The organism is Mycobacterium sp. WMMD1722, assembly GCF_049315205.1.
In the GTDB taxonomy this organism is placed as follows: Bacteria; Actinomycetota; Actinomycetes; order Mycobacteriales; family Mycobacteriaceae; genus Mycobacterium.
The window spans coordinates 4,514,670-4,536,059 of the sequence record NZ_CP186056.1 but is presented as its reverse complement, the minus strand read 5'-3'; the positions used below and the strand labels follow the sequence as shown (position 1 = coordinate 4,536,059).

General features: G+C 68.0%; 22 protein-coding genes. 7 read left to right on the top strand and 15 right to left on the bottom strand.

The window, feature by feature from the left end; all coding sequences use genetic code 11:
* Positions 1-2: 2 nt before the first annotated feature.
* A complete protein-coding gene (locus tag ACN27E_RS21820) occupies positions 3-2,147 on the bottom strand; it encodes a S9 family peptidase (protein ID WP_422744641.1) in 2,145 nt (714 codons plus the stop codon).
* Positions 2,144-3,037: a phosphoribosylaminoimidazolesuccinocarboxamide synthase gene (locus ACN27E_RS21815; RefSeq protein ID WP_422744639.1), complete on the bottom strand. Its 894-nt coding sequence runs from the start codon at positions 3,035-3,037 to the stop codon at positions 2,144-2,146. The genes ACN27E_RS21820 and ACN27E_RS21815 overlap by 4 nt, the downstream gene beginning before the upstream one ends.
* 141 nt (positions 3,038-3,178) lie before the next feature.
* Here ACN27E_RS21815 and ACN27E_RS21810 point away from each other — a divergent pair, with 141 nt between their 5' ends.
* A complete protein-coding gene (locus ACN27E_RS21810) occupies positions 3,179-3,796 on the top strand; it encodes a hypothetical protein (RefSeq protein WP_422744637.1) in 618 nt (205 codons plus the stop codon).
* 12 nt (positions 3,797-3,808) lie between these two features.
* On the opposite strand, the gene ACN27E_RS21805 is transcribed toward ACN27E_RS21810, so the two are convergent.
* Positions 3,809-4,411, bottom strand: coding sequence for a TetR/AcrR family transcriptional regulator (locus ACN27E_RS21805; protein ID WP_422744635.1), 603 nt, complete (start codon positions 4,409-4,411; stop codon positions 3,809-3,811).
* Between the two features lie 68 nt (positions 4,412-4,479).
* Between ACN27E_RS21805 and ACN27E_RS21800 the strand changes: the two genes are divergently transcribed.
* Complete coding sequence (locus ACN27E_RS21800; protein WP_422744634.1) at positions 4,480-5,067, top strand: FAD-dependent oxidoreductase; 588 nt, start codon at positions 4,480-4,482, stop codon at positions 5,065-5,067.
* Positions 5,068-5,292: 225 nt separating this feature from the next.
* A complete protein-coding gene (locus ACN27E_RS21795; RefSeq protein ID WP_422744632.1) occupies positions 5,293-5,652 on the top strand; it encodes an FAD-dependent monooxygenase in 360 nt (119 codons plus the stop codon).
* Here the strand turns inward: ACN27E_RS21795 and ACN27E_RS21790 are convergent.
* From ACN27E_RS21790 to purB, 4 genes are all read right to left on the bottom strand, one after another.
* Positions 5,600-6,160 (bottom strand): DUF1707 SHOCT-like domain-containing protein, encoded by a 561-nt coding sequence (locus ACN27E_RS21790; protein ID WP_422744630.1) that lies wholly within the window; start codon positions 6,158-6,160, stop codon positions 5,600-5,602. The genes ACN27E_RS21795 and ACN27E_RS21790 overlap by 53 nt on opposite strands.
* A complete protein-coding gene (locus ACN27E_RS21785) occupies positions 6,157-6,606 on the bottom strand; it encodes an SRPBCC family protein (protein ID WP_422744628.1) in 450 nt (149 codons plus the stop codon). Before ACN27E_RS21785 ends, ACN27E_RS21790 begins: the two co-directional genes overlap by 4 nt.
* An 82-nt stretch (positions 6,607-6,688) precedes the next feature.
* Entirely contained in the window at positions 6,689-7,912 is a 1,224-nt protein-coding gene (locus ACN27E_RS21780) for a cytochrome P450 (RefSeq protein ID WP_422744626.1), read from the bottom strand.
* Entirely contained in the window at positions 7,909-9,330 is a 1,422-nt protein-coding gene (purB, locus tag ACN27E_RS21775; RefSeq protein ID WP_422750044.1) for an adenylosuccinate lyase, read from the bottom strand. Before purB ends, ACN27E_RS21780 begins: the two co-directional genes overlap by 4 nt.
* Before the next feature lie 59 nt (positions 9,331-9,389).
* On the opposite strand from purB, the gene relZ reads away from it, so the two are divergent.
* Positions 9,390-11,150: a bifunctional ribonuclease/(p)ppGpp synthase gene (gene relZ / locus ACN27E_RS21770; protein ID WP_422744624.1), complete on the top strand. Its 1,761-nt coding sequence runs from the start codon at positions 9,390-9,392 to the stop codon at positions 11,148-11,150.
* Here relZ and ACN27E_RS21765 read toward each other — a convergent pair.
* The 3 genes from ACN27E_RS21765 to ACN27E_RS21755 form a co-directional block, all read right to left on the bottom strand.
* Positions 11,113-12,543: an APC family permease gene (locus tag ACN27E_RS21765; RefSeq protein ID WP_422744622.1), complete on the bottom strand. Its 1,431-nt coding sequence runs from the start codon at positions 12,541-12,543 to the stop codon at positions 11,113-11,115. The genes relZ and ACN27E_RS21765 overlap by 38 nt on opposite strands.
* A gap of 103 nt (positions 12,544-12,646) precedes the next feature.
* Positions 12,647-13,258, bottom strand: a complete 612-nt coding sequence (locus tag ACN27E_RS21760; protein WP_422744620.1) for a TetR/AcrR family transcriptional regulator — start codon at positions 13,256-13,258, stop codon at positions 12,647-12,649.
* A 92-nt stretch (positions 13,259-13,350) separates the two neighbouring features.
* Positions 13,351-13,896 (bottom strand): hypothetical protein, encoded by a 546-nt coding sequence (locus ACN27E_RS21755; RefSeq protein ID WP_422744618.1) that lies wholly within the window; start codon positions 13,894-13,896, stop codon positions 13,351-13,353.
* A gap of 73 nt (positions 13,897-13,969) precedes the next feature.
* Here ACN27E_RS21755 and ACN27E_RS21750 point away from each other — a divergent pair, with 73 nt between their 5' ends.
* Positions 13,970-14,812, top strand: a complete 843-nt coding sequence (locus ACN27E_RS21750) for an alpha/beta hydrolase (protein ID WP_422744617.1) — start codon at positions 13,970-13,972, stop codon at positions 14,810-14,812.
* Between the two features lie 5 nt (positions 14,813-14,817).
* Here ACN27E_RS21750 and purD read toward each other — a convergent pair whose 3' ends face one another.
* Complete coding sequence (purD, locus tag ACN27E_RS21745) at positions 14,818-16,086, bottom strand: phosphoribosylamine--glycine ligase (RefSeq protein ID WP_422744616.1); 1,269 nt, start codon at positions 16,084-16,086, stop codon at positions 14,818-14,820.
* A 95-nt stretch (positions 16,087-16,181) separates the two neighbouring features.
* Between purD and ACN27E_RS21740 the strand changes: the two genes are divergently transcribed.
* Entirely contained in the window at positions 16,182-17,417 is a 1,236-nt protein-coding gene (locus tag ACN27E_RS21740; RefSeq protein ID WP_422744614.1) for a cytochrome P450, read from the top strand.
* A gap of 43 nt (positions 17,418-17,460) precedes the next feature.
* Complete coding sequence (locus ACN27E_RS21735; RefSeq protein WP_422744612.1) at positions 17,461-18,054, top strand: TetR/AcrR family transcriptional regulator; 594 nt, start codon at positions 17,461-17,463, stop codon at positions 18,052-18,054.
* A gap of 24 nt (positions 18,055-18,078) precedes the next feature.
* Here the strand turns inward: ACN27E_RS21735 and ACN27E_RS21730 are convergent, their stop codons facing one another.
* Genes ACN27E_RS21730 through ACN27E_RS21715 form a run of 4 tightly spaced genes read right to left on the bottom strand, consistent with a single transcriptional unit; the run spans position 18,079 to position 21,388 of the window.
* Positions 18,079-19,305 (bottom strand): hypothetical protein, encoded by a 1,227-nt coding sequence (locus ACN27E_RS21730; RefSeq protein ID WP_422744610.1) that lies wholly within the window; start codon positions 19,303-19,305, stop codon positions 18,079-18,081.
* The gene (locus ACN27E_RS21725) at positions 19,295-19,729 is read right to left on the bottom strand and encodes a carboxymuconolactone decarboxylase family protein (RefSeq protein ID WP_422744609.1); all 435 of its coding nucleotides are present in this window, start codon (positions 19,727-19,729) and stop codon (positions 19,295-19,297) included. Before ACN27E_RS21725 ends, ACN27E_RS21730 begins: the two co-directional genes overlap by 11 nt.
* Before the next feature lie 2 nt (positions 19,730-19,731).
* A complete protein-coding gene (locus tag ACN27E_RS21720; RefSeq protein ID WP_422744607.1) occupies positions 19,732-20,595 on the bottom strand; it encodes an NAD(P)-dependent oxidoreductase in 864 nt (287 codons plus the stop codon).
* A 31-nt stretch (positions 20,596-20,626) separates the two neighbouring features.
* Positions 20,627-21,388, bottom strand: a complete 762-nt coding sequence (locus ACN27E_RS21715; protein WP_422744605.1) for an SDR family oxidoreductase — start codon at positions 21,386-21,388, stop codon at positions 20,627-20,629.
* Positions 21,389-21,390: the final 2 nt, after the last annotated feature.

Here is a 21,390-nt window from a genome sequence, read left to right as displayed (position 1 = left end):
GACTAGATGGCGGGGCCGGTGAAGAAGTTACCCACCTGTCCGCCGCCGTAGTGCTCGCGATCCGCGGTGGCCAGCACCCAGGCGTACTGGAACGCGGCCTCCTTCCACCGCTCGTAGCGGCCGCTGATACCGCCATGCCCGGCGCTCATCTCGGTCTTGAGTAGCACCGGGTTCGTATCGGCTTTCGAATGTCGAAGTGCAGCAACCCATTTCGCTGGCTCGACGTAGAGCACCCTGGTGTCGTTCAACGACGTCATGGCCAGGATCGGCGGATAGTCCCTGGCGACGACGTTCTCGTAGGGCGAGTAGGACTTCATGTAGTGGTAGACGATCTCGTCCTCGAGCGGATTGCCCCACTCGTCCCACTCGGTGACGGTCAGCGGCAGCGACGGGTCGAGGATCGTGGTCAGCGGGTCGACGAAGGGGACCTGGGCCAGGAAGCCGGCGAACAGCTCGGGCGCCAGATTGGCCACCGCGCCGATGAGCAGACCGCCGGCGCTGCCGCCGAGCGCCACCAGGTTCTCCGGACGTGTCACCCCCGTGGCGATGAGATGCCTTGCCACGGCGATGAAGTCGGTGAAGGTGTTGGCCTTCTCGAGCAGCTTGCCGTGCTCGTACCACGGGCGTCCGAGCTCGCCCCCACCGCGGACGTGCGCGACGGCGAAGACCATCCCCCGATCGAGCAGCGAGAGCCGGGCGATGGAGAACCGGGGGTCCTCGCACGATTCGTAGGCGCCGTATCCGTAGAGCAGTGTCGGCGCGGAGAATTGTAGCCCGGCATGGTGGACGATCGAGATCGGGATCCGGGCGCCGTCGGGCGCCACTGCCCAGTCCCGCCGCTCGACGTAGTCCTCGGGCCGGTAGTCGCCGAGGACGGGCTGCTCACGCAGCAGCGTCCGTTCCCCGGTGGCCAGCTCGATGTCGTAGATCCGCACCGGCGTGACGAACGAGGTGGCACCGACCCGCAGTCTGGGCGCGTCCCAATTCGGGTTCGCCCCCAGCCCCGCCGAAGTCAACTCGCTGTCGAAGGTGATGTCCTCGGCGCGGCCGTAGGTGCCGTCCGGGCTGAGCGGCCAGAGCTGGATCTTGGGCAGAGCGTCGGCCCGGTAGCTGAGCACGAGGTGGCCGGCGAAGGCGTCGACGGCGTCGAGCCGCACGTCGTCGCGGTGTTCGATCAGGGTCCGCAGCTGCATGGGATCGCTCACCGGGGACTCGACCAGAGTGAAGTTCTCCGCGCCGTCGTTGTGCAGGATCAGAAACCGGTCCTCACCGCCCACCACGGCGTGTTCGACCTCGTATTCCACACCATCGCGGCGCGGCCACACGACGGCGAACTCGGCGTCGGGATCCGCCGCGTCGGCGTAGCGGATCTCCGAGGTGACCGCGCTGCCGGCTGCGATGATCAGATACTTGTCGCTGCGCGTGCGCCCCACGCCCAGCCAGTACCGTTCGTCGGGTTCGTGGTACACCTTCTCGGCCGGCAGACCGGAGCCCAGGCGGTGCCGCCAGATGGTGTCCGGACGCCAGGCGTGGTCGACGGTGGAGTAGTACACGGTGCGGTTGTCGGCGGCCCACGTCGCGCCGGCGCCGATTCCGACGATGGTGTCCTCGAAGAGCTGACCGGTTCGAAGGTCCTTGAACCGCAACGTGTACCGCTCATCTCCGACCGTGTCGACGGAGTAGGCGAGGATGTCGCCGTCGATGCTGACCGTGGCGGCGCCGAGGGCGAAGTACTCATGCCCCTCGGCCTCGACGTTCTCGTCGAGCAGGATCTCCTCACCGGTGATCGCGGTGTCCTCGTCCAGGTGCGGAGGCATCCAGTCGCCCGGATCGATGACCGGACAACGACATTGCACCCCGTACTGCTTACCCTCGAAGCTGCGGCCGTAGTACCACCAGTCACCGCGACGGGTGGGCACCGAGAGGTCCGTCTCCTTGGTCCTGGCCTTGATCTCGTCGAAGATCGCCGCCCGCAGGGGCGCCAGGTGCGCGGTCTGCTCGTCGGTGTAGGCGTTCTCGGCTTCGAGGTGGGCCAGCACCGCAGGATCGGATTTGTCGCGGAGCCACTCGTAGGGGTCGATGAAGACGTCGTCGTGGAACTCGCGGCGGTACTCGACGCGTTTGGCGACCGGCGGTGTGGCCCTCACGCGCGCGCCCCGATCCACGCGTCGAAGCACAGGCCCGAGATCTGTTCGTACGCCTCGATGTAACGCGCGCGGGTTGCTTCGACGATCTGGTCGGGCAGCGGGGGCGGTGGCTGGTCGGCGGCGCGGTCCCAGCCCGAGTCGGGGCCGGTGAGCCAGTTGCGTACGAACTGCTTGTCGTAGCTGTTCTGCACCTGGCCCTCGCGGTAACCCGCGGCGTACCAGTAGCGCGACGAGTCTGGCGTGAACACCTCGTCGGCGAGGACGAGATCGCCTGCGGCGTCGACGCCGAACTCGAATTTCGTGTCGGCGATGATGATCCCTTTCCGGCGCGCGTGCTCCGCGCCCTGGGTATAGGTCTGCAGCGTGCGCTGACGCAACTGCTCGGCGCGCTCGGCACCGACCAGTTCGACCGTCCGGTCGTAACTGATGTTCTCGTCGTGGCTGCCGAGTTCGGCCTTCGACGCCGGCGTGTAGAGCGGTTCGGCGAAGCGGCTGGCCTCGGTCAGTCCCTCGGGCAGAGCGATGCCGCAGACCGTACCGGTGTTCCGGTAGTCGACCAGACCCGAACCGGTGAGATAGCCCCGGGCGACACACTCCACCGGCAACATCTCCAGCTGTCTGACCACCAACGCCCGGCCCAGGACTTCCTCGGGGATGCGCTCATCGTCGGGTGGACCGGCCAGGTGGTTGGGTCCGTCGAGCAGATCGAAGTAGAACACGCTCATCGCGGTGAGGATGCGGCCCTTGTCCGGAATCGGCGTGGACAGGATGTGGTCATAGGCCGAGATCCGGTCCGTCGCGACGAACAGCAGGTGTCCCTCGTCGATGCGGTACAGCTCGCGAACCTTGCCGCTGGCCAGATGGCGGTAGTCGGACAGAGGGGGACGCATCGGGTCAGCATAAGTTCCCCGGTCGCTTCGCTCCTGCCCGCCGTCCATAAGTTCCCGGGTCGCTTCGCTCCTGCCCGCCGTCCATAAGTTCCCGGGTCGCTTCGCTCCTGCCCGCCGTCGCCATCGGGCAGCATCTGTGGCATGACTTCTCGGTTTGTGCCCTATGCCACTACTCCGGGCCGCCTGCTCGGGCAGTTGGTCAGCGACATCGTGATCGTGGTGTGGTCGTTCATCTGGGTGACGGTGGGCTTGGCGGTGCACTCGGCGGTGGCCACCATCGCCGAGGTGGGCCGCCAGGTCGAGGAGGGCGCGAACGGTGTCGCCGACAATCTCGACGCCGCGGGCGATCGCACCGGAGGCATCCCGCTGCTGGGTGACGCACTGCGCGGGCCGCTCCGAGCGGCCAGTGAGGCGTCGCTGGACATCGCCGGCGCCGGGCACAACCTCGACACCACGGCGTCATGGCTGGCATGGGTGCTGGCGCTGGCCGTCGCGTCGCCGCCGATCCTGGCGGTGGCCATGCCGTGGTTGTTCCTCCGGCTGCGGTTCTTCCGGCGCAAGTGGACCGCCGTCACGCTGGCCGCCACCCCGTCGGGCCAGCAGTTGCTCGCTCTGCGCGCGCTGGCGAACCGGCCGTTGGGCAAGCTGGTCAGCGTCAACAGCGACCCGGTCGCGGCCTGGCGCAATCAGGATCCCGTCGCCATCCGCGGGCTGGCGGCCCTCGAGCTGCGCTCCGCCGGAATCGCCAGCCGCGGCTGAGCCGGAGCGGGGTCAGCTCGGGTGGTAGTCCAGTAGCGGCAGGAAGATGGTGTCGACGATCTCCTCGATGGTCTGATCGGACACCGGACGAAGCGTGAAGAGGATTTCGTAGCGGAATAGATCCGCCGGCAGTCGCGCGATACGTTCGGTGACTCGATCGGCGCGGATCTCACCACGGTCGACGGCGCGCTGGATCGCCTCGTCGAGGCTGTGGTCCGGACCTCCCAGCACCGGCGTTCCGAGGTCGGCCAGACTGGTGCCCGTCTGACGGTAGAAACCGCCGAGCTGGGTGAACACCTGAGTTGCCAGGCCGATGCGTGATTCGTTGGCGCGTTGCAGCAGTCCGATCACGTCGCCGCGCAGACTGCCGGTGTCGGGGACCACGACGGTGTCCCTGCGCACCTCGCGGATCAGGGCGGCCAGCACCAGATCCTGTTTGCCCGGCCAGCGCCGGTAGAGCACCGCGCGGCTGGTGCCCGCCCGCGCCGCGACCGCGTCGATCGTGAACTCGTCATAGCCGCGTTCGGCGATCTCCGCCCACGCCGCTTCCAGGAGCGCCTCCTCGAGAGCAGCCCCTCGGCGGCGTCGCGGAGCATCGTCGGATTTAAGAGACATTGCGTTCCCTATTTGAGGCCTCTATGTTTAAGAAACACTGCGTATCTTATGGCATGAGGAGCGAATCGATGCGAATTCTCATCTCCGGCGCGGGCATCGCCGGTCTCAGTACAGCGATCACCCTCGCCGCCGAGGGGCATCAGACCACCGTCGTCGAACGGGCGGACCGCCTCCGCACGACGGGCTCACCGATCGACATCCGGGGCGACGCTCTGGCGGTGGCCGACCGAATGGGCGTCCTGGAATCGATCCGCAGGGCGCGCATCGACATGAGCGAACGCGTGCAGTTCGTCACCAGTACCGGCGATGTCGTGGCCGAGATACCGCCCGACGAGGTCAACGACTCCGCCGACGACATCGAGATCCCTCGCCAGGACCTGATCGAGATCCTGCGCGATCGACTCGATCCGACCACCGCAGTCAGGTTCGGTGATTTCGTGGTGGGACTCGACGATCATGCCGACGGGCTCGACGTCACCTTCGCCGCCGGGACCCGCGAACGCTACGACCTCGTGGTCGGCGCCGACGGTCTGCACTCGGGGATCCGCCGCCTCGGGTTCGGACCCGAGAGCCATCACCTGCGCCACCTCGGCTTCTACATCGCGTTGGCCGCACTGCCGGACTTCCATCCGACCAGTCGGATCAACCCGATGTAAAACTTCCCCGGACACCTGGTCGGCATCGTCACCTACCGGACGACGGCGCTGGCGATCTTCGCGTTCCGCTCCCCATGGATCGAATACGACTATCACGACCTGGACGCGCAGAAACAGATCCTGTGCGACGCCTATGCCGGTCACGACGAGTGGCGCATCCCCGAACTCCTCGATGCCGTCCGCGCCGATGCCGGCCTGTACTTCGATTCGATCAGCCAGATCGAGATGCCACGGTGGCATCAGGGACGGGTGGCCCTGGTTGGCGACGCCGCGTACTGCGCGTCTCCGCTGTCCGGTCGCGGCACCAGCCTTGCGATGACCGGCGCCTGGCATCTCGCCCACGCGCTTCGCAGCCACCCCGACGACCTGCCGCAGGCGCTGGCGCAGTATCAGCGCGACCAGCTTCCCTACGTCACACGCGCGCAGGCCACCGCGGGCCCGGGAGGTGACCTGCTGATCCCGGCCACGCAGGACGCGATCGACGCCCGCAACCGGAGATTGATCGCGGAGTCCGCCCACCGTGCCGGTGCGCTCAGCGCGACCGGAACCGCCGCAGCGCCGCGCCGAACGGGTGACGCACGGTGACCGATCCCATCCGGATGCGTCCACGCACGATCAGATGCAGCCGCGACGACCGCGGCGCGGTGGCGACTTTGAGGGTGACGCTGCCCGCGACGGTCTCCACGCCGAACAGATCTGCGGTGGCGTCGTCGGGCAGGACGATCTGCGTCGAACTGCAATAGTCGTCAATCGTCAGTTCGACGACGGGGCTGCGCAGCTGCGCCGACGTGAAGTCCAGCGTGGTGTCGCACATCCGCGTGTTGAGTCGGATCTGCGGTGGCGCCGTCCACTGTCCGCGCCGCACCAGTGAGGTCATCCGCCCGCGCAGCTCGACCGGATCGGACGACACCTGCACCGGCAGATCGTGCAGCAGCGGGTCCAGCTCCGCGCGGGTGCGGGCGGCCAGCACCGCGTCGACCCGCTCGGTGAACTCGTCGAGGGTCAGTCTGCCCTCGCCGACGGCGCGTTCGAGGATCAGGCGGACCGCCGACCGGTCGGCGTCGGAGATCCGGATGTGCCCGCCGCCGGTCATCGCCGCTCCGCGACCGCGGCCAGCCGGTCCAGCGACGCCTTGAGTTTGTCGCCGGTGGTGGCGCGGGCCCGCTGCATGCGCACCTCGTCGGTCAGCTGGCTCCAGTCGTAGGTGTGGGTGACCAGTGTGCGATTCGGCCCGAGCGGCTCGAGCTCCCATCGCCACAGATGACCCGGAGGCGGACTGTCCGGCTCTGCCGGCTGCCACGCGATGCGCCGCCCCTCGACGAATTCGACGACGTGATTGTGCCGCAGTGCCCCGGTGGTGATCGACATGGTGAACACCTCACCGACCGCCCGCACCCGCTGACCGGAGGGCGCTTCGGCGAGGTTGTCGTTGCCGTCCCACTCCGGTTGCCGCGCCGGATCGGCGATCAGTTCGAAGACGGCCTCGGCCGGTGCGTCGATATCGCGGCCGACGCTGACGACCCGCATGAAATCACCCATGGTCCCGACGGTACGACAGCGTCCTGTCCCGGCCAACCGGTCTTATGGTCGGTGACTGTCACCGCCGCTGACGCGTCCGGCTTCACGCGTCGAGTTGCACCACCAGATGCCGCATTCCGGTGTGACGGTTGCTGCGCGTCCACTCGACCGGAGCCGCCAATCGGGCCGAACCGAATCGACTCAGCAACTCCTCGAACAGCACCCGCAGTTCCAGCCGGGCCAGATTCGCGCCCAGGCAGTAGTGCACCCCCTGCCCGAAGCCCAGGTGCGGGTTGGGTTTGCGGTCGATGCGGAAGGTGTCCGGGTCGGCGAACACCGCGGCGTCCCGGTTGGCCGAACCCTCCCAGATCTGCACCTTCTGCCCGGCCCGGACGGTGCATCCGCCCAGCTCGACATCGCGCGTCGCGGTGCGGCGTTTCGACGGTGACGGCGAGGTCCACCGCACCATCTCCTCGACCGCCGGCGGGAGCCCATCGAGATTCTCACGCAGACAACGCATCTGGTCGGGATTGTCGATCAACGCCAGTAGTCCGCCCGCCACCGCGTTGCGGGTGGTTTCGGCGCCGGCGCTGAACAGCAGGCTGAAGAACAGATAGAGCTCCAGATCCGTCATCGCTTCGGCCGTCGCGTTGGCCACCACCGAGAGCATGTCATCGGTCGGCTCGGCTCGTTTGGCCGCGATCAGCTCGGTGCCGTAGGAGTACATCCGCGATCCGGCCTCCTCCGCCGACATCTGGCCCACGGTGCCCAACTGGGCCCTGCGGGCAGAGCCGAAGTCGAACTGCGGTTCGATCGCGTGGAACAGCCAATGACGTTCGGACTCCGGCACTCCGAGCAGGATGCAGATCATCTGCATCGGTAGTTCGGCGGCCACGTCGACGAGGAAGTCGAAGGGTTCGCCGGGGACCACCTCGTCGAGCAGGCGGCGTGCCCGGGTGCGCAGGTCGTCCTCCACCCGCGCGATCATCCGCGGAGTCAGTCCGGAGCTGACCAGCCGCCGGATCTGCGAATGCCGCGGATCGTCCATCATGTTGAGGACCTGTCCGGCGATGGACAGATCCTGCAGCAGCGTGCCGCCGTAGGGTCGCTGGCCGCCGGTGACCGACGAGTAGGTCTCCGGATCGCGAAGGACGGCAAGGGTTTCGGCGTAGGTGGCCACCGACCAGAAGCCCTCCCCGTCCGGGGTGTGCTCGGTGGGTTCGTGCCAGTACACCGGGGCCGCGCGCCGGTGTAGGGCGAACAGATCGTGGGGGAACCCGTTGGCGAAGTTGTCCAGATCGGTGAAGTCGATCCGCTCGAGCTTCACAGGATGGCGCCCGAGGTGTACTTCGCCGCCTCCGGATACCGGCTCACCAGTTCGTCCACCTCCTCGGCGACCCGGTCGACCTGGTCGCCCGCGGCGCCGGTGAACGCCTGGCGGTCGGCCAGTGCGTCCTCGAGCGCGACGCGATCCAGCGGCAACCGGGGATCGGCCGCCAGCCGGTCCAGCAGATCGGGCTCCTGACCCTGCTCCCGCATCGCCAGCGCCACGGCGACGGCGTGCTCCTTGATCACCTCGTGCGCGGTCTCGCGGCCGACCCCGGCGCGCACGGCGGCGATGAGCATGCGGGTGGTGGCCAGGAACGGCAGATAGCGGTCGAGTTCGCGCTGGATCACCGCGGGATAGGCGCCGAATTCGTCGAGCACGGTCAGGAACGTCTCGATCTGCCCGTCCACGGCGAAGAACGCATCGGGCAGGGCGACTCGGCGCACCACCGAGCAGAACACGTCACCCTCGTTCCACTGTGCACCGGCCAGTTCGGCCGCCATCGAGCCGTATCCGCGCAGCACCACCTGCAGGCCGTTGACCCGTTCACACGACCGGGTGTTCATCTTGTGCGGCATGGCCGACGAACCGACCTGACCGGGCGCGAAGCCTTCGGTCACCAGTTCGTGGCCGGCCATCAGGCGGATCGTGTGGGCCAGCGACGACGGACCCGCGCCGAGCTGCACCAGCGCCGAGATCACGTCGTGGTCGAGCGAACGCGGGTAGACCTGCCCGACGCTGGTGAACACGTTGCGGAAGCCCAGGAACGCTGCGACCCGCGTCTCCAACTCGGCCAGTTTGACCGTGTCGCCGCCGAACAGGTCCAGCATGTCCTGGGCGGTTCCCATCGGCCCCTTGATGCCACGCAGCGGATAACGGTCGATGAGTTCCTCGATGCGGGTCAGCGCGATCAGCGTCTCCTCGGCCGCCGAGGCGAAACGTTTACCCAGAGTGGTGGCCTGGGCGGCGACGTTGTGGCTGCGGCCGGCCATCACCAGGTCGCGGTAGCTGACCGCGCGTTCGGCCAGCCGCGCTGCCACCGCCACGCCGTGGGCGTGTACCAGCTCCAGGCTGCGGCGGATCTGCAGCTGCTCGACGTTCTCGGTGAGGTCGCGGCTGGTCATGCCCTTGTGGACGTGTTCGTGGCCGGCCAGCGCATTGAACTCCTCGATGCGCGCTTTGACGTCGTGGCGCGTCACCCGCTCCCGGGCTGCGATCGAGGCCAGGTCGACGTTCTCGAGCACCCGCTCGTAGTCGTCGATCGCCGAGGCGGGCACCGCGGCGCCCTCGGTGCCGAGCTCGATCTGCGCTCTCAGCACCGCCAGCCACAGCCGGCGTTCGGCGACGATCTTGGCCTCCGGCGACCAGATCGCCACCATGTCCTCGCTGGCGTAGCGATTGGCCAGCACATTCGGCACGGGCGCGGGGTTCGTCACGAACACACAGCTTACGGCGCTGGGTACGGCAGGCTGGGGGGATGTACTACGTGGGGCTGGACCTCGCCTGGGGTGAGAAGAAGCCGAGCGGTGTCGCGGTGATCGACGAGGCCGGCGCGCTCGTGCACCTGTCCGCCCAGTCCGACGACGCGTCGATCCTGGCCGCGCTCGGGCCCTTGGTCGAGGGCGACTGCGTGGTCGGCATCGATGCACCGCTGGTCGTGGTCAACTCCGAGGGCAATCGGCCGGCGGAGGCCGCGCTCAACCGGGATTTCCAGAGGTTCCAGGCCGGCGCGCATCCGTCCAACACCCGCAAACCGGAATTCGCCGGCGGACCGCGGGGCGGTCGCTTGGCCGCCGCGCTGGACCTCGATCTCGATCCGCGTTCCGGTGCGGACCGCATCGCGCTGGAGGTCTATCCCCACGCCGCGTCCATCGCCCTGTTCCGGCTCGGCCGCACTCTCAAATACAAGGCCAAACCGGGCCGGGCGTTCGGCCTCCTGCAAGCGGAACTGCTGCGGCTGATGGACCTCATCGAGGCACTCGCCACCGCGGACCCGCCGCTGCAGGCCGCCGCGTCCGACGACTGGCGCCGGCTTCGGCGATCCGTCGAGACCGCCACCCGCAAAAACGAATTGCGCCGGGCCGAGGATCCGGTGGACGCGGTGCTGTGCGCCTATGTCGCACTCTTCGCGCACCGGCGCCCCGACGACGTCACCGTGTACGGCGACATGGACACCGGGTGCATCGTGACTCCCACCCTGCCCCCCGACCTCGAACCCACACCCACTCAACACCTTTCACCGGTCGCCCGCACAGCCGTCTCGGACTACGCGGCCCGGCGGCCCGCGCTGGTCTCCGCCACCGAGCGCTACCTGCAGCTGGTCACTGCGCTGCTCGACGATGCCGGCATCAACTACCTGAGCATCACCGCGAGGACCAAGAGCGTCGAGTCATTCGCGGCCAAAGCCGAACGCAGCGTCGACGGGCACCGCCTCTTCACCGACCCGCTGGTCGAGATCACCGACCAGATCGGTCTGCGGGTGATCACCTATCTGCGCGAGGACGTCGACGCGGTGGCCACTCTGATCTCCGACGAGATGCGCCTGATCGATGACCGCGACATGGGTCTGGAGACAGCCCGCGAGGGCCGCTGGGGTTACGCCAGCCGACACCTGCTGGTCGGCGTGGAGGGCCAGCAACAACCGGCGTCCATCCAGATCCGCACGGTCCTGCAGCACGCCTGGGCCGAGTTCGAACACGACATCCGCTACAAGGGGTCCATCCCCGCCGAGCATGTACCCGATCTGGACCGGCGTTTCTCGCTGGCGGCGGGTCTGCTCGAATTGGCCGACCGGGAGTTCACCGCCATCCGGGAGCGGCTGCGCATCGAGTTGACCGACGAGGAACTCACCGGCGACGACGCCGATCCGTCAGCGGATCCGCGGATCTCGACCGCGGTGTTGGCCACCTATCTGGGCAATCGGTACGCCGACGCGGGATGGTCGCGCACCGACCACTACGGCTGGATCTCAGGGCTGCTGCTCGAACTCGGCATCACCTCACTCGACGAGCTGACCGTCCTGCTCGACGGGGTGGACACCGAAGCGATCAACACCGCGATGGGATACCGGTTCCCGGCCGGGGCGGTGCGCCGACTCGACGACGCACTGCTCGCGGCGTTCGGACAGCGATATCTGCGGCTGCACGGCAACGCCCACCGAGTGGAGTTGCTGGGTAACCGACTGGAACGACTCCGCTCGGCTAGTCCGGATTCGAACCCAGCTTCGTCGGATCGGTGATGTGACCGTCCTTGATGCCGAGCTGACGGTTGATCAGGTGCGTCACACCGAACAGCACGATTCCGACGGCGACGAGCACACCGGCCACCAGATATTGCGCCGCGGGCCGACCCGATGTCGGCAGGACGAGGTAGGCCGAGGTCAGGAACCCGATCACGGGAAGCGCGGTCGGGGTCTTGAAGTGGCCGCCGGTCTGCTTCACGTCGCGACGCAGTACCAGCACCGCGACGTTCACCACGGCGAACACCGTCAGCAGCAGTAGCGACGTCGTCCCGCCGAGCACCGACACCGCCTTGCTGCTGGCGAAGGCGCTGACGTAGAGGATCAGTCCGAAGGCGATCAGCGTGGTGAACACGATGGCCACCCAGGGGGTGTGCCGGCGCGGATGCACCGTCCCGAGCACCGGCGGCAACACCCGCTGCCGGGACATGCCATAGATGAGCCGGCTGGCCATCAGCATGTTGATCAGCGCCGTGTTGGACACCGCGAACATCGTGATGAACGGGAAGATCTCGTCGATCGGCAGTCCGGGTGCGGCGGCCTCCACGACGGCAACCAGCGGGGTGGCGGTCTCCCGCAGTTCGCCGATGGGCACCAGGGCGACCGCGATGATCGACACCAGGATGTAGACGATCCCGGCAATGGTCAATCCGCTCAACAGGACTCGCGGAAACACCCGGGTCGGGTCCTTGGTCTCCTCGGCCATGTTGACCGAGTCCTCGAAGCCCACCATGGCGAAGAAGGCCAGCGAGGTGGCGGCCGTGACGGCCAGCAGGATGTTCTTGTCGCCCTGACTCTCGAAGACGACAGCCCGCGAGAAGTCGACGTCGCCGCCCTGCGTGAACGCCCACAGCCCGACCAGGATCACCAGCAGCAGACCGGTGATCTCGATGATCGTCAGGACGACGTTGAGCTTGACGCTCTCGCTGACCCCACGCAGGTTGATGGCCGCGAGCAGGGCCATGAAGGCCAGCGCGATGATGGTGACCGCGCCCTTGCCCCAATTTCCGTCCTCACCGATTCCTTTGATGAGGTTGGACGCGAAGGCCTGGGACGCGGTCGACGCCGACGTGATTCCCGAGCACATCACGATGAAGGCCACCAGGAACGTCACGAAGTGGATGCCGAATGCTTTGTGCGCGTAGAGAGCTGCGCCCGCGGCCTGCGGATATTTGGTGACCAGCTCGAGGTACGAGAACGCCGTGATGGTGGCGATCACGAAAGCCAGCAGGAACGGCAGCCAGGCCGCGCCGCCCACCTGCCCGGCCACCTGCCCGGTCAGCGCGTAGACGCCGGTGCCCAGGATGTCGCCGACGATGAACAGCAGCAGCAGGCCTGGGCCCATCACGCGCTTCAGCGCGGGCTGCTCGCCGACCTCGTTGGGCTGACTCATGCGCTCTCCCGTCGTGAAGGTGAAGCCACCATCATCGGACAGCTTCGGTCCGAGCGCAGTGTCTTGCCCCAATCGATACCCCGATCGGGCACCCCCCGACCGGTCAGCCGACGGGGGCGAGGACGTCGATGACGTCGATCAGCGTCGCTCTGGCGCTGGCCCGGGGGCCGTCGCCATCGCCGACCAGTGAGGCGACGACCGCCCCGTCGACCGCGCACACCAGGGCGGTGAGCAGTTCGGCCCGCACCGCCCGACCTGACCGCTCGACCACCTCGACGACCGCATCGGTGCGTTGCCGCAGGATCTGCCGCTGGATGTCCCGCAGCCCCGGCTGACGCGCGCAGGCGATGTAGCGCTCGTAGCGCGAGATCAGCGACTCGCTGCCGGGGGTTCCGGGGGCCTCTCCGAGCAGCAGATCGACCAGCACGTCGGCCGTGGACTCCGCGCCGCGGCGCCGCCGCGACAGGGCCGCCACCCGGCGGCGCAACTGTTCGGCCTCGCGGAGTTCGACATGTTCGACGGCCTTGGCGATGAGATCGTCGAGCGAGGAGAAGTAGTAGGTGGTCGACGCCAGCGGTAGCCCGGCGCGACGGGCCACCGCCCGGTGTCGCACCGCGTCGAAGCCGCCCTCGCAAAGCAGATCGGCGGCAGCGCTGACCAGCGCGTACCGCCGCCGTTCGCCCTTGGGGGTGACCGCTGCCGTCACGTCTTGCATGGTGCCAGTCGGCGGGGTGCGGCACCGGATTTTCGCCGGAACGCTCAGTCTCGACCGAACGCGCTCACCGGTCCCTCGGGCGGGCGCCGGCCTCAGCCGAGTTGGGCGCAGGCGAGCTTCGGGGTGGAGTGGCTGCCCTGCCCCATCGCATGCACCACGACGCTCTCGGCCTGACCGTCCGGCAGCGGACGCGCCACCTCGGTAACCGCGATCCCGTCGCCCTGCGCATCACTGGTGAACCGCAGATGCACCTCGTTCGGGGGTGCGTCCGGACCGCTGGGGTCGAATGCGAAATGAGCGCCACCCGGGTCGGGCAGACTGCACGGGCCGACGTGCAGATGGGCGATGTAGTCGGTGTTCGGAACGAGTCCGCCCAACTCCACCGACACCGTGGCCCCGTCCGAGAACCGCCGCTGCTCCGCGATACCCCGCACTGTTTCCGCCTGCGGTGGGGCGCCGGCCACCGGATGGAAATCGGCGCGCAGCGTCACGGCATCCCCGGCGGCATCCGGTTCGTTGTCCGCGGTGGCGGTACCGGACGGTGAAGCACCGCCCGCCGCATCGGATTCTTCGCCGCACCCGGTGACGATCAGCAGCCCGGCGAATCCGAATGCAGCGATCAAAGTCTGTGTCGACACGTCAGCACGTCCCCTTCCTGTCCTCGAGCGCGTACCCCCGCCGGCAGTCGGTCACACACCGGGCGCCGATGGCATGATGGCCGCCATGTCCGACCCGCTGAGTCGCCGCGCGCTGCTGCGCCGGGGTATGGGTGCCGCCGTGGGCGCCGCCGGCGCGTACGCCCTCGCCACGGCGCCGGTCAGCGCCGCTTCCCCGCCCGAGGCGGCGCCCACCTATCAGACCGGCTCATTCGTGTCGGCGGCACGCGGCGGGCTCACCACGAATTGGGCGATCGCCCGCCCGCCCGGCCAGACCGCGGCGTTACCGCCGGTCATCGCGTTGCACGGCAAGGGCGCCGACGCCGCCCAGGTGATGGCCGGCGGCGTCGAACAGGGTCTGGCCGAAGCTGTCGCCGCCGGGCTGCCGCCGTTCGCGGTCGTCGCCGTCGACGGTGGCGGAAGTTACTGGCACAAGCGGGCTTCCGGCGAGGATGCCGGCGCGATGGTGCTCGATGAGCTGATCCCGATGCTCGACACGATGGACATCGACACCTCACGGGTCGGATTCCTCGGGTGGTCGATGGGCGGCTACGGCGCATTGCTGCTGGGCGCCCGGCTCGGCGCCGGACGTACCGCAGCGATCTGCGCGGTCAGCCCGGCGTTGTGGACGTCGGCGGGCGCCGCTGCTCCGGGGGCGTTCGACGGTCCGCAGGACTATGCCGACAACAGTGTGTGGGGTCGGCCGGAATTCGCCTCGATTCCGATCCGGATCGACTGCGGCACGTCGGATCCGTTCTACTCGGCCACCCAGGATTTCATCGCCCAGCTGCCCAACCCGCCGGCGGGCGGATTCTCTCCCGGCGGGCACAACGGCGAGTTCTGGAGTTCGCAGCTGCCCGCGGAGATCACCTGGATGGCACCGCTGCTGCGGGCCTGATCCCGCTACAGCGCAATCCGCCCCTCGGCCGCAGCCAGCCCGATGTCGGTGCGGAAGTGACTGCCGGGCAACCGAATCGAAGAGATCAGCGCATACGCGGTCGCCCGGGCCGCGCTCAGATCCGCCCCGGTGCCGACCACCGAGAGCACCCGGCCGCCGGAGGACACCACCGCACCGTCCGCACGGCGCGACGTCCCGGCGTGCAGGATGCCGTCGGCCTCCGCGCCGGTGATGACGTCGCCGACCCGGGGCCGTCCCGGATAATTCTCCGCGGCCACCACGACCGTGACCGCCGCGCCGGGCCGCCAGCGCAGCGTCTCGAATTCCGCGAGCCGGCCCGTGGCCGCCGCCTCCAGCAACTGGCCGAGGGGCGACTCGAGCAGGGCGAGCACAGCCTGGGTCTCGGGATCGCCGAAGCGGCAGTTGAACTCGACGACCGCCGGCCCCTGCGAGGTGATCGCAAGCCCGGCGTACAGCAGCCCGGAGAACGAACTACCCCGCCGGACGAGTTCAGCGGCAACGGGTTTGACCACATCGTCGACGATCATGGCGGTCGTCGCCTCGGGCAGCCAGGGTAGCGGCGCATAGGCGCCCATACCGCCGGTGTTCGGTCCGGAGTCTCCGTCGCCGACACGTTTGAAGTCCTGAGCGGCCAGCAGCGGCACCACGGTCTCACCGTCGACGACGCAGAACAGCGACACCTCCGGGCCGTCGAGGAACGACTCGAGCAGCACCGGATGGCCGGCGTCGAGCAACCCGGCGGCGTGCGATCGAGCAGCGTCGCGGTCGGCGGTCACCACCACGCCCTTACCCGCGGCGAGGCCGTCGTCCTTGACCACCCAGGCGGCCTGACCCGCGGCCGGACCGAAGCGGTCCAGGGCGGCGTCGAGACGTCCGGGGTTGTCGACGATCTCGCTGCTCGCGGTCCGGACACCGGCGGCGGTCATCACATCCTTGGCGAACGCCTTGGATCCCTCGATGCGCGCGGCGTCCTTGGTCGGACCGAAGCAGGCGATGCCGGCGGCGCGCACCGCGTCGGCCACGCCGAGCACCAGTGGCACCTCCGGGCCGATCACCACGAGGTCGGCCTCGACCCGTTGCGCGAGCGCGACGACGGCCTCTCCCGAGGTGACGTCCACGTCGTACTGATCGGCGACGGCGGCGGTGCCGGCGTTGCCGGGGGCCACCGCGAGGCCCTCGACCTGGGGGTCGCGGCGCAGCGCGAGCAGCAGGGCATGTTCACGGGCACCGGATCCGATCACCAGGACGCGCACACGTTGCACCCTAGCGTCCGCGTTCGGGCATACAGTTGACGCCAGAGTGTATGGTCGTGCATGAGGTGGCCACCGTCACACCGAGAGGAGCCAGCATGACGACAATGCAGAGCCGATGCCCGTTCGGGGCGGGGTTCGACTTCACCGATCCCGACGTGCTGGTGCGGGGCATCCCGGTAGACGAATTCGCGCAGCTGCGTCGGACGGCACCGGTGTGGTGGAACGAGCAGGCCGAGTCGATCTTCGACGACGGCGGCTACTGGGTGATCAGCCGGCACGAGGACATCAAGTCCATCTCCCGCAACGGCGACCTGTGGTCGACGAACGCCAAGGGCGCGGTGATGCGGCTGCCCGAGGGTGTCACCAGTGAGCAACTCGACCTCACCAAAGCGCTGCTGATCAACCACGACGCCCAGGAGCACACCCGGCTGCGAAAGATCGTCTCGCGGCTGTTCACCCCGCGGTCGGTCGCCGCGCTGGAGGAGAAACTCGCCGTCGCCGCCCGCGACATCGTCACCGCCGCCCGGGAGAAGGGCAGCGGCAACTTCGTCGACGACATCGCGATGAGCCTGCCGCTGCTGGCGATCGCCGATCTCATCGGCGTGCCCGAAGCAGATCGCGAAAAGCTCTTCGAGTGGACCAACGCGATCATGAACACCGACGATCCGGATTTCGATTCGGATCCGACCACCGCCAACGCCGAGCTGATGGGCTACGCCTACACCATGGCCGAGGAGCGCAGGCGCTGCCCGGCCGACGACATCGTCACCCGCCTCGTCCAAGCCGACCTCGACGGTGAAGCGCTCGGCGACGTCGAATTCGCCTTCTTCGTGATCCTGTTGGCGGTGGCCGGCAACGAGACCACCCGCAATGCGATGACCCACGGGATGAACGCCTTCTTCGACCATCCCGACCAGTGGGAACTGTTCAAGCGGGAACGTCCGTCGACAACGGTCGACGAGATCGTGCGCTGGGCGACACCGGTGCACTGTTTCCAGCGCACCGCGCTGGCCGATGTCGAGCTCGGCGGGGTCACCATCCGAAAGGGGCAACGGGCCGGCCTGTTCTACAGCTCGGCCAACTACGACGAGGCCGTCTTCGACGCACCGTTCCGGTTCGACATCACCCGCGAGCCGAACCCTCATCTGGGCTTCGGCGGCAACGGCGCGCACTTCTGCATCGGCGCGAACCTGGCCCGGATGGAGATCAAGCTCATCTTCAACGAACTGGCCGATCAGATCCCCGACATCGCCAAGGTCGGCGAACCGCTGCGCCTGCGGTCGGGCTGGATCAACGGCGTCAAGGAACTTCCGGTCAGCTATACCGGCTGATCCGTCCGGCTGATCGGCCGCAGCCGAGCAGTACCATCTGCGCATGCGCACCCACGGCTGGTCCGGCTCGGCGCCGGCCAGCGACGAGGAGGCCGTCGAACGGATCCTGGCGGCCGCCGGCCGGGCGATCGACGAACACGGGGCCGATCTGAGCATCGCCGACGTCGCCCGCACGCTCGGGGTGACCCGTCAGACGGTGTACCGATACTTTCCGAGTACCGAGGCGTTGCTGGTCGAGGCGGCGGTGCACGCGGCCGCCGATTTCCTCGACCGACTGGCCGACCATGTGCGAGGCGTCACGGAGCCGGCCGAGGCGATCACCGAGGCGATCGCCACCGCGCTGGAGTGGCTGCCCAAGGACAAGCACATCGGCCTGCTCGTCACCCCGGGCCGGGCCACCACTCACTCGGAGTCGGTGACCTCCGATGTGGCGTTGCAGTTCGCCCACAACATGGTGCGTCGTTTCGACGTGGATTGGCAGAGCCGGGGTTTCGGTGACGAGGACCTCGACGAACTCGCCGAGTATCTGCTGCGCATCATCCAGTCCTTCGTCGTCGATCCCGGACGGCCGCCGCGCACGGGCGAGGATCTGCGTGCATTCCTGCGGCGCTGGGTCGGCGCCGCGGTCGCGCGGTGAGCTGGTACGGCCGGGCGCCGGCTCTCAGACCACCGTCAGCGGCAGCGACCGGCGTTCCTCGAACACCCAGGACGCCCCGCCGCTGACCTTGCACACCTCGACCTCCGACAGCTCCTTGGCCGGGGTGTCGGTCTCGATCACCCGCACGGTCCAGTCGGATTCGCTGCCCGAGACCTCCGCCCGCAGATGCGGATCGACGGCGGCGACGATCGCCTGCAGTGGCAGGTCCGCGACCGGCGAGACCAGCGAGATCCAGGACCCGTCGTCGTACGCCGGCGACCGGCGCACGTGCACGAAGCCGGGGTCGATGTCGGCCCACACGTAGGCCGCCGGGTTCAGCAGCGGGTGCAGTTCGAGCACCCGCAACGCGCCCGGCACCCCGCCGGGCAGCTTCAGCGCCCGGTGGATGCGTTCGGCGGCCACCCCGGCGATCCCGATCAGCTGCTTGGTGCGAATCGACCGTTCCAGCGCCACGTCGCCTTTCGCGCGCTTGCGCACCGCCACCGTGAATGACAGCACCAGCAGATGCATCTGCAGGCACACCTCGTCGGCGATCCGCACGAGCGCCGAATGCGAGAACGCCCCGAAATCGACATCGGCCAGCAGCGGCCCCGCATAGTCGGCCGCGCCCTCATCATCCGGGTCGATCGGCTCGAGTTCGCACGAGTACGCGTGGCTGGCACCGATGATGTCCAACTCCGGGATGAACGGCACCTCGGGATAGGACTCGTCGATGATCACCGTCCAACGGCAGTGCGGATGCTGGTCGGCCGGCGTCCTGGGCGGGCGGTGGACGGGCCGCACCTGGGCCTTGCGATTGGTCGCCAACGCGGTCGCGTCGAACGTCGGATCCTCGATGTCGTGGCACATGCCGCGCACGTAGTCCTCGCCCATCGGCTCGACGTCGAGCAGTGCACCACAGTGGTTCAGGTAGAACTCCCCGTGCCAGCGGTCGTGGACGATGTAGCGGAAATCCATGAACTGCGGCGGGGCGCCGATGTCGAGCTGCAGACCCTTGAACAGCGTGAAGATATCGACGCCCTCGTACTTCAGCGCCTTCTGCATCCGCTTGGTGTACAGGGGGCTGGACGCCGCCCACTCCTCGATCGCGATCTGCAGCATCTCTTCGCGGCCGAAGTTCGAGATACACCAGGCCATTCCGGAGCGGTCGATGAGCTGCCCGATCAACAGCAACTCGCGCACGAGCGTGGCGAGTTCCTCACGCGACAACGCGGCGTACCTACTCATCATCGAGCGAGCTCCCCGAGTGCATGTTCAGCGCGGCGTTGACGTTCGCCTTCTTGTCCTCGCCCTTCTCAGCGGTCTTGCGGCGCTGCTTGGCGACCTTGGTCACCACCCCGTCGAGCTTCGATCCCAGCGGGAAGCCGAGATAGTGGGTCAGGAAGATCGCCATCTCCTTGAGCTCCTCCTCGCTGAGCTCCTCGTTGGCCAAGGCTGCGTTGGCCTGGATCTCGGCCAGATCGGTGATCCCGAGCGCGGTGACCACCGTCAACGTCATGATCCGCTTGTCCCGCATCGACAATCCGGGTCTGGTCCAGATGGTGCCGAAGAGGTGGTCGGCGGTCAGCGCGAAGTACTCGCCGGGCATATCGGGCATCTCCCAGCCGTACACCTCGTTCATCTTGTCGAGGCCCTTGCGGCGCAGTTCGTCCATGCTCACTCCTCCGTGCTGGATTCGACGTGCGGAACACCCAGTCCCGCTGCGAGATTCGCCAACGCCAATCGCGCCAGCGGCAACTCGACCGACACCGAGTCACCCAACTCCAGCGCCAGGCTCAGGTCCTTCTCCCCCAACCCCCGAGTGTGCAGGAATGATTCGTAGAGGAAGTTGTCGTGATCGAGGGGGCGCATGTCGTCGCGCACCATGATCGCGCCGGGGCCACCGGTCAGCGCATCGGTGTGGCGTACCACTCGGCCGAGCTGCTGTAGATCGATTCCGGCCTGCTCGGCCAGCGCCATCGCCTCGCATGCCGCCGCAAATCCGATGAATGTCAGCATGTTGCGGGCCAGCTTCATCCGGGTCCCTGCTCCCGGCGGGCCGGCGTGGATCACCATCGATGCGAATTTCTTGAACGCCGGCTTGATGCGCTCGTAGACGTCACGGTCGGCGCCCACCATCACCGCCAGCTCACCCTTGGCCGCCGCTGCGCCGCCGCCGCTGACCGGCGCGTCGACGATGTGGATGTCGCTGGGACGCAACAAGTCAGCGAGTTCGACGGCGGTCTCCGGGCTGATCGTCGAGTGGATCGCAATGACCGTGCCGGGTGTGGCGTTCTGGGCGAGCTCGCCGACCACCGAGCGCACCTGCTCGTCGTTGAGCACCGTGACGCTGATGATGTCGGCGTCCGCCACGTCGGCCACGCTGTCGGCCAGCGACGCACCGGCTTCCACCAGCGGCGTCATCGCGTCGGTGCGCAGATCGAAGACGACGAGTCCGCCGGGCCAGTCGACCAGGCGGCCGGCCATCGGAGCACCCATGTTTCCCAGACCGATGTATCCGTACCTCAGGTCGGCGCTCATCAGCTCTGTCTCCTCTTCGCGCAAGCGCTCATCAGCGGATGATCTGTCCGCCGTCGACGTTGAAGATCTGCCCGGTGATCCACTTCGCCTGATCCGAGAGCAGGAACAGGCACATGCCGACCAGGTCGTCGGTCTCGCCCATCCGCGACAGCGGGATGCCCTTGACGATGTCGGCCACCATCTCCTGCGGCGTCGTCGTCCGGTTGGCCTCGGTGTCGATGGGACCCGGCGCGATGGCGTTGATCCGGATGTTCTGGCCCCCCAGTTCGGTGGCCAGCTGTTGGGTCAGACTGTTGACGCCCGCCTTGGCCAGACCGTAGAAGTTCGAGTACAGCCAGGCCGCGGTGGATGATTGGTTGACGATCGCTCCGCCGCCGCGCTTGGCCATCTTCCGGTAGACCGCCCGGGTACACACCAGCGCCCCATCGAGATTCACCGACATGAATTTCTTGTAGTAATCCCAGTCCACGGTGATCAGGAAGTCGAGCTTCATCCCGCCGAAGATCGCCGCGTTGTTGACCAGGTAGTCGATCCCGCCGAACTCCGAGAGTGCCTGCGCAGCCATCTCTTTCGCGGAGTCGGGGTCGGAGACGTCGACACGCACGGCCAGTGCGTTGCCGCCCTCACCATTGATACCGTCGACGACTTTCTGGGCGCCCTCGGTGTTGATGTCGGCCACCACGACCGCCGCCCCCTCCCGGGCCAGCGCCTCGGCATACGCCTGGCCGATCCCGCCACCGGCACCGGTGACGATGGCGACCTTGTCCTTGAATTGCTCCCCGTACAGTCCCACGC

What these genes read in the sequence shown, in the direction of transcription:
- ACN27E_RS21765 (WP_422744622.1), bottom strand. Translation starts at nt 12,543, where the DNA reads ATGAGTCAGCCCAACGAGGTCGGCGAGCAGCCCGCGCTGAAGCGCGTG.
- ACN27E_RS21720 (WP_422744607.1), bottom strand. Translation starts at nt 20,595, where the DNA reads ATGAGCGCCGACCTGAGGTACGGATACATCGGTCTGGGAAACATGGGT.
- ACN27E_RS21725 (WP_422744609.1), bottom strand. Translation starts at nt 19,729, where the DNA reads ATGGACGAACTGCGCCGCAAGGGCCTCGACAAGATGAACGAGGTGTAC.
- ACN27E_RS21810 (WP_422744637.1), top strand. Translation starts at nt 3,179, where the DNA reads ATGACTTCTCGGTTTGTGCCCTATGCCACTACTCCGGGCCGCCTGCTC.
- ACN27E_RS21730 (WP_422744610.1), bottom strand. Translation starts at nt 19,305, where the DNA reads ATGATGAGTAGGTACGCCGCGTTGTCGCGTGAGGAACTCGCCACGCTC.
- ACN27E_RS21800 (WP_422744634.1), top strand. Translation starts at nt 4,480, where the DNA reads ATGCGAATTCTCATCTCCGGCGCGGGCATCGCCGGTCTCAGTACAGCG.
- ACN27E_RS21790 (WP_422744630.1), bottom strand. Translation starts at nt 6,160, where the DNA reads ATGACCGGCGGCGGGCACATCCGGATCTCCGACGCCGACCGGTCGGCG.
- relZ (WP_422744624.1), top strand. Translation starts at nt 9,390, where the DNA reads ATGTACTACGTGGGGCTGGACCTCGCCTGGGGTGAGAAGAAGCCGAGC.
- ACN27E_RS21805 (WP_422744635.1), bottom strand. Translation starts at nt 4,411, where the DNA reads ATGTCTCTTAAATCCGACGATGCTCCGCGACGCCGCCGAGGGGCTGCT.
- ACN27E_RS21785 (WP_422744628.1), bottom strand. Translation starts at nt 6,606, where the DNA reads ATGGGTGATTTCATGCGGGTCGTCAGCGTCGGCCGCGATATCGACGCA.
- ACN27E_RS21750 (WP_422744617.1), top strand. Translation starts at nt 13,970, where the DNA reads ATGATGGCCGCCATGTCCGACCCGCTGAGTCGCCGCGCGCTGCTGCGC.
- ACN27E_RS21815 (WP_422744639.1), bottom strand. Translation starts at nt 3,037, where the DNA reads ATGCGTCCCCCTCTGTCCGACTACCGCCATCTGGCCAGCGGCAAGGTT.
- ACN27E_RS21795 (WP_422744632.1), top strand. Translation starts at nt 5,293, where the DNA reads ATGCCACGGTGGCATCAGGGACGGGTGGCCCTGGTTGGCGACGCCGCG.
- ACN27E_RS21760 (WP_422744620.1), bottom strand. Translation starts at nt 13,258, where the DNA reads ATGCAAGACGTGACGGCAGCGGTCACCCCCAAGGGCGAACGGCGGCGG.
- ACN27E_RS21735 (WP_422744612.1), top strand. Translation starts at nt 17,461, where the DNA reads ATGCGCACCCACGGCTGGTCCGGCTCGGCGCCGGCCAGCGACGAGGAG.
- ACN27E_RS21740 (WP_422744614.1), top strand. Translation starts at nt 16,182, where the DNA reads ATGACGACAATGCAGAGCCGATGCCCGTTCGGGGCGGGGTTCGACTTC.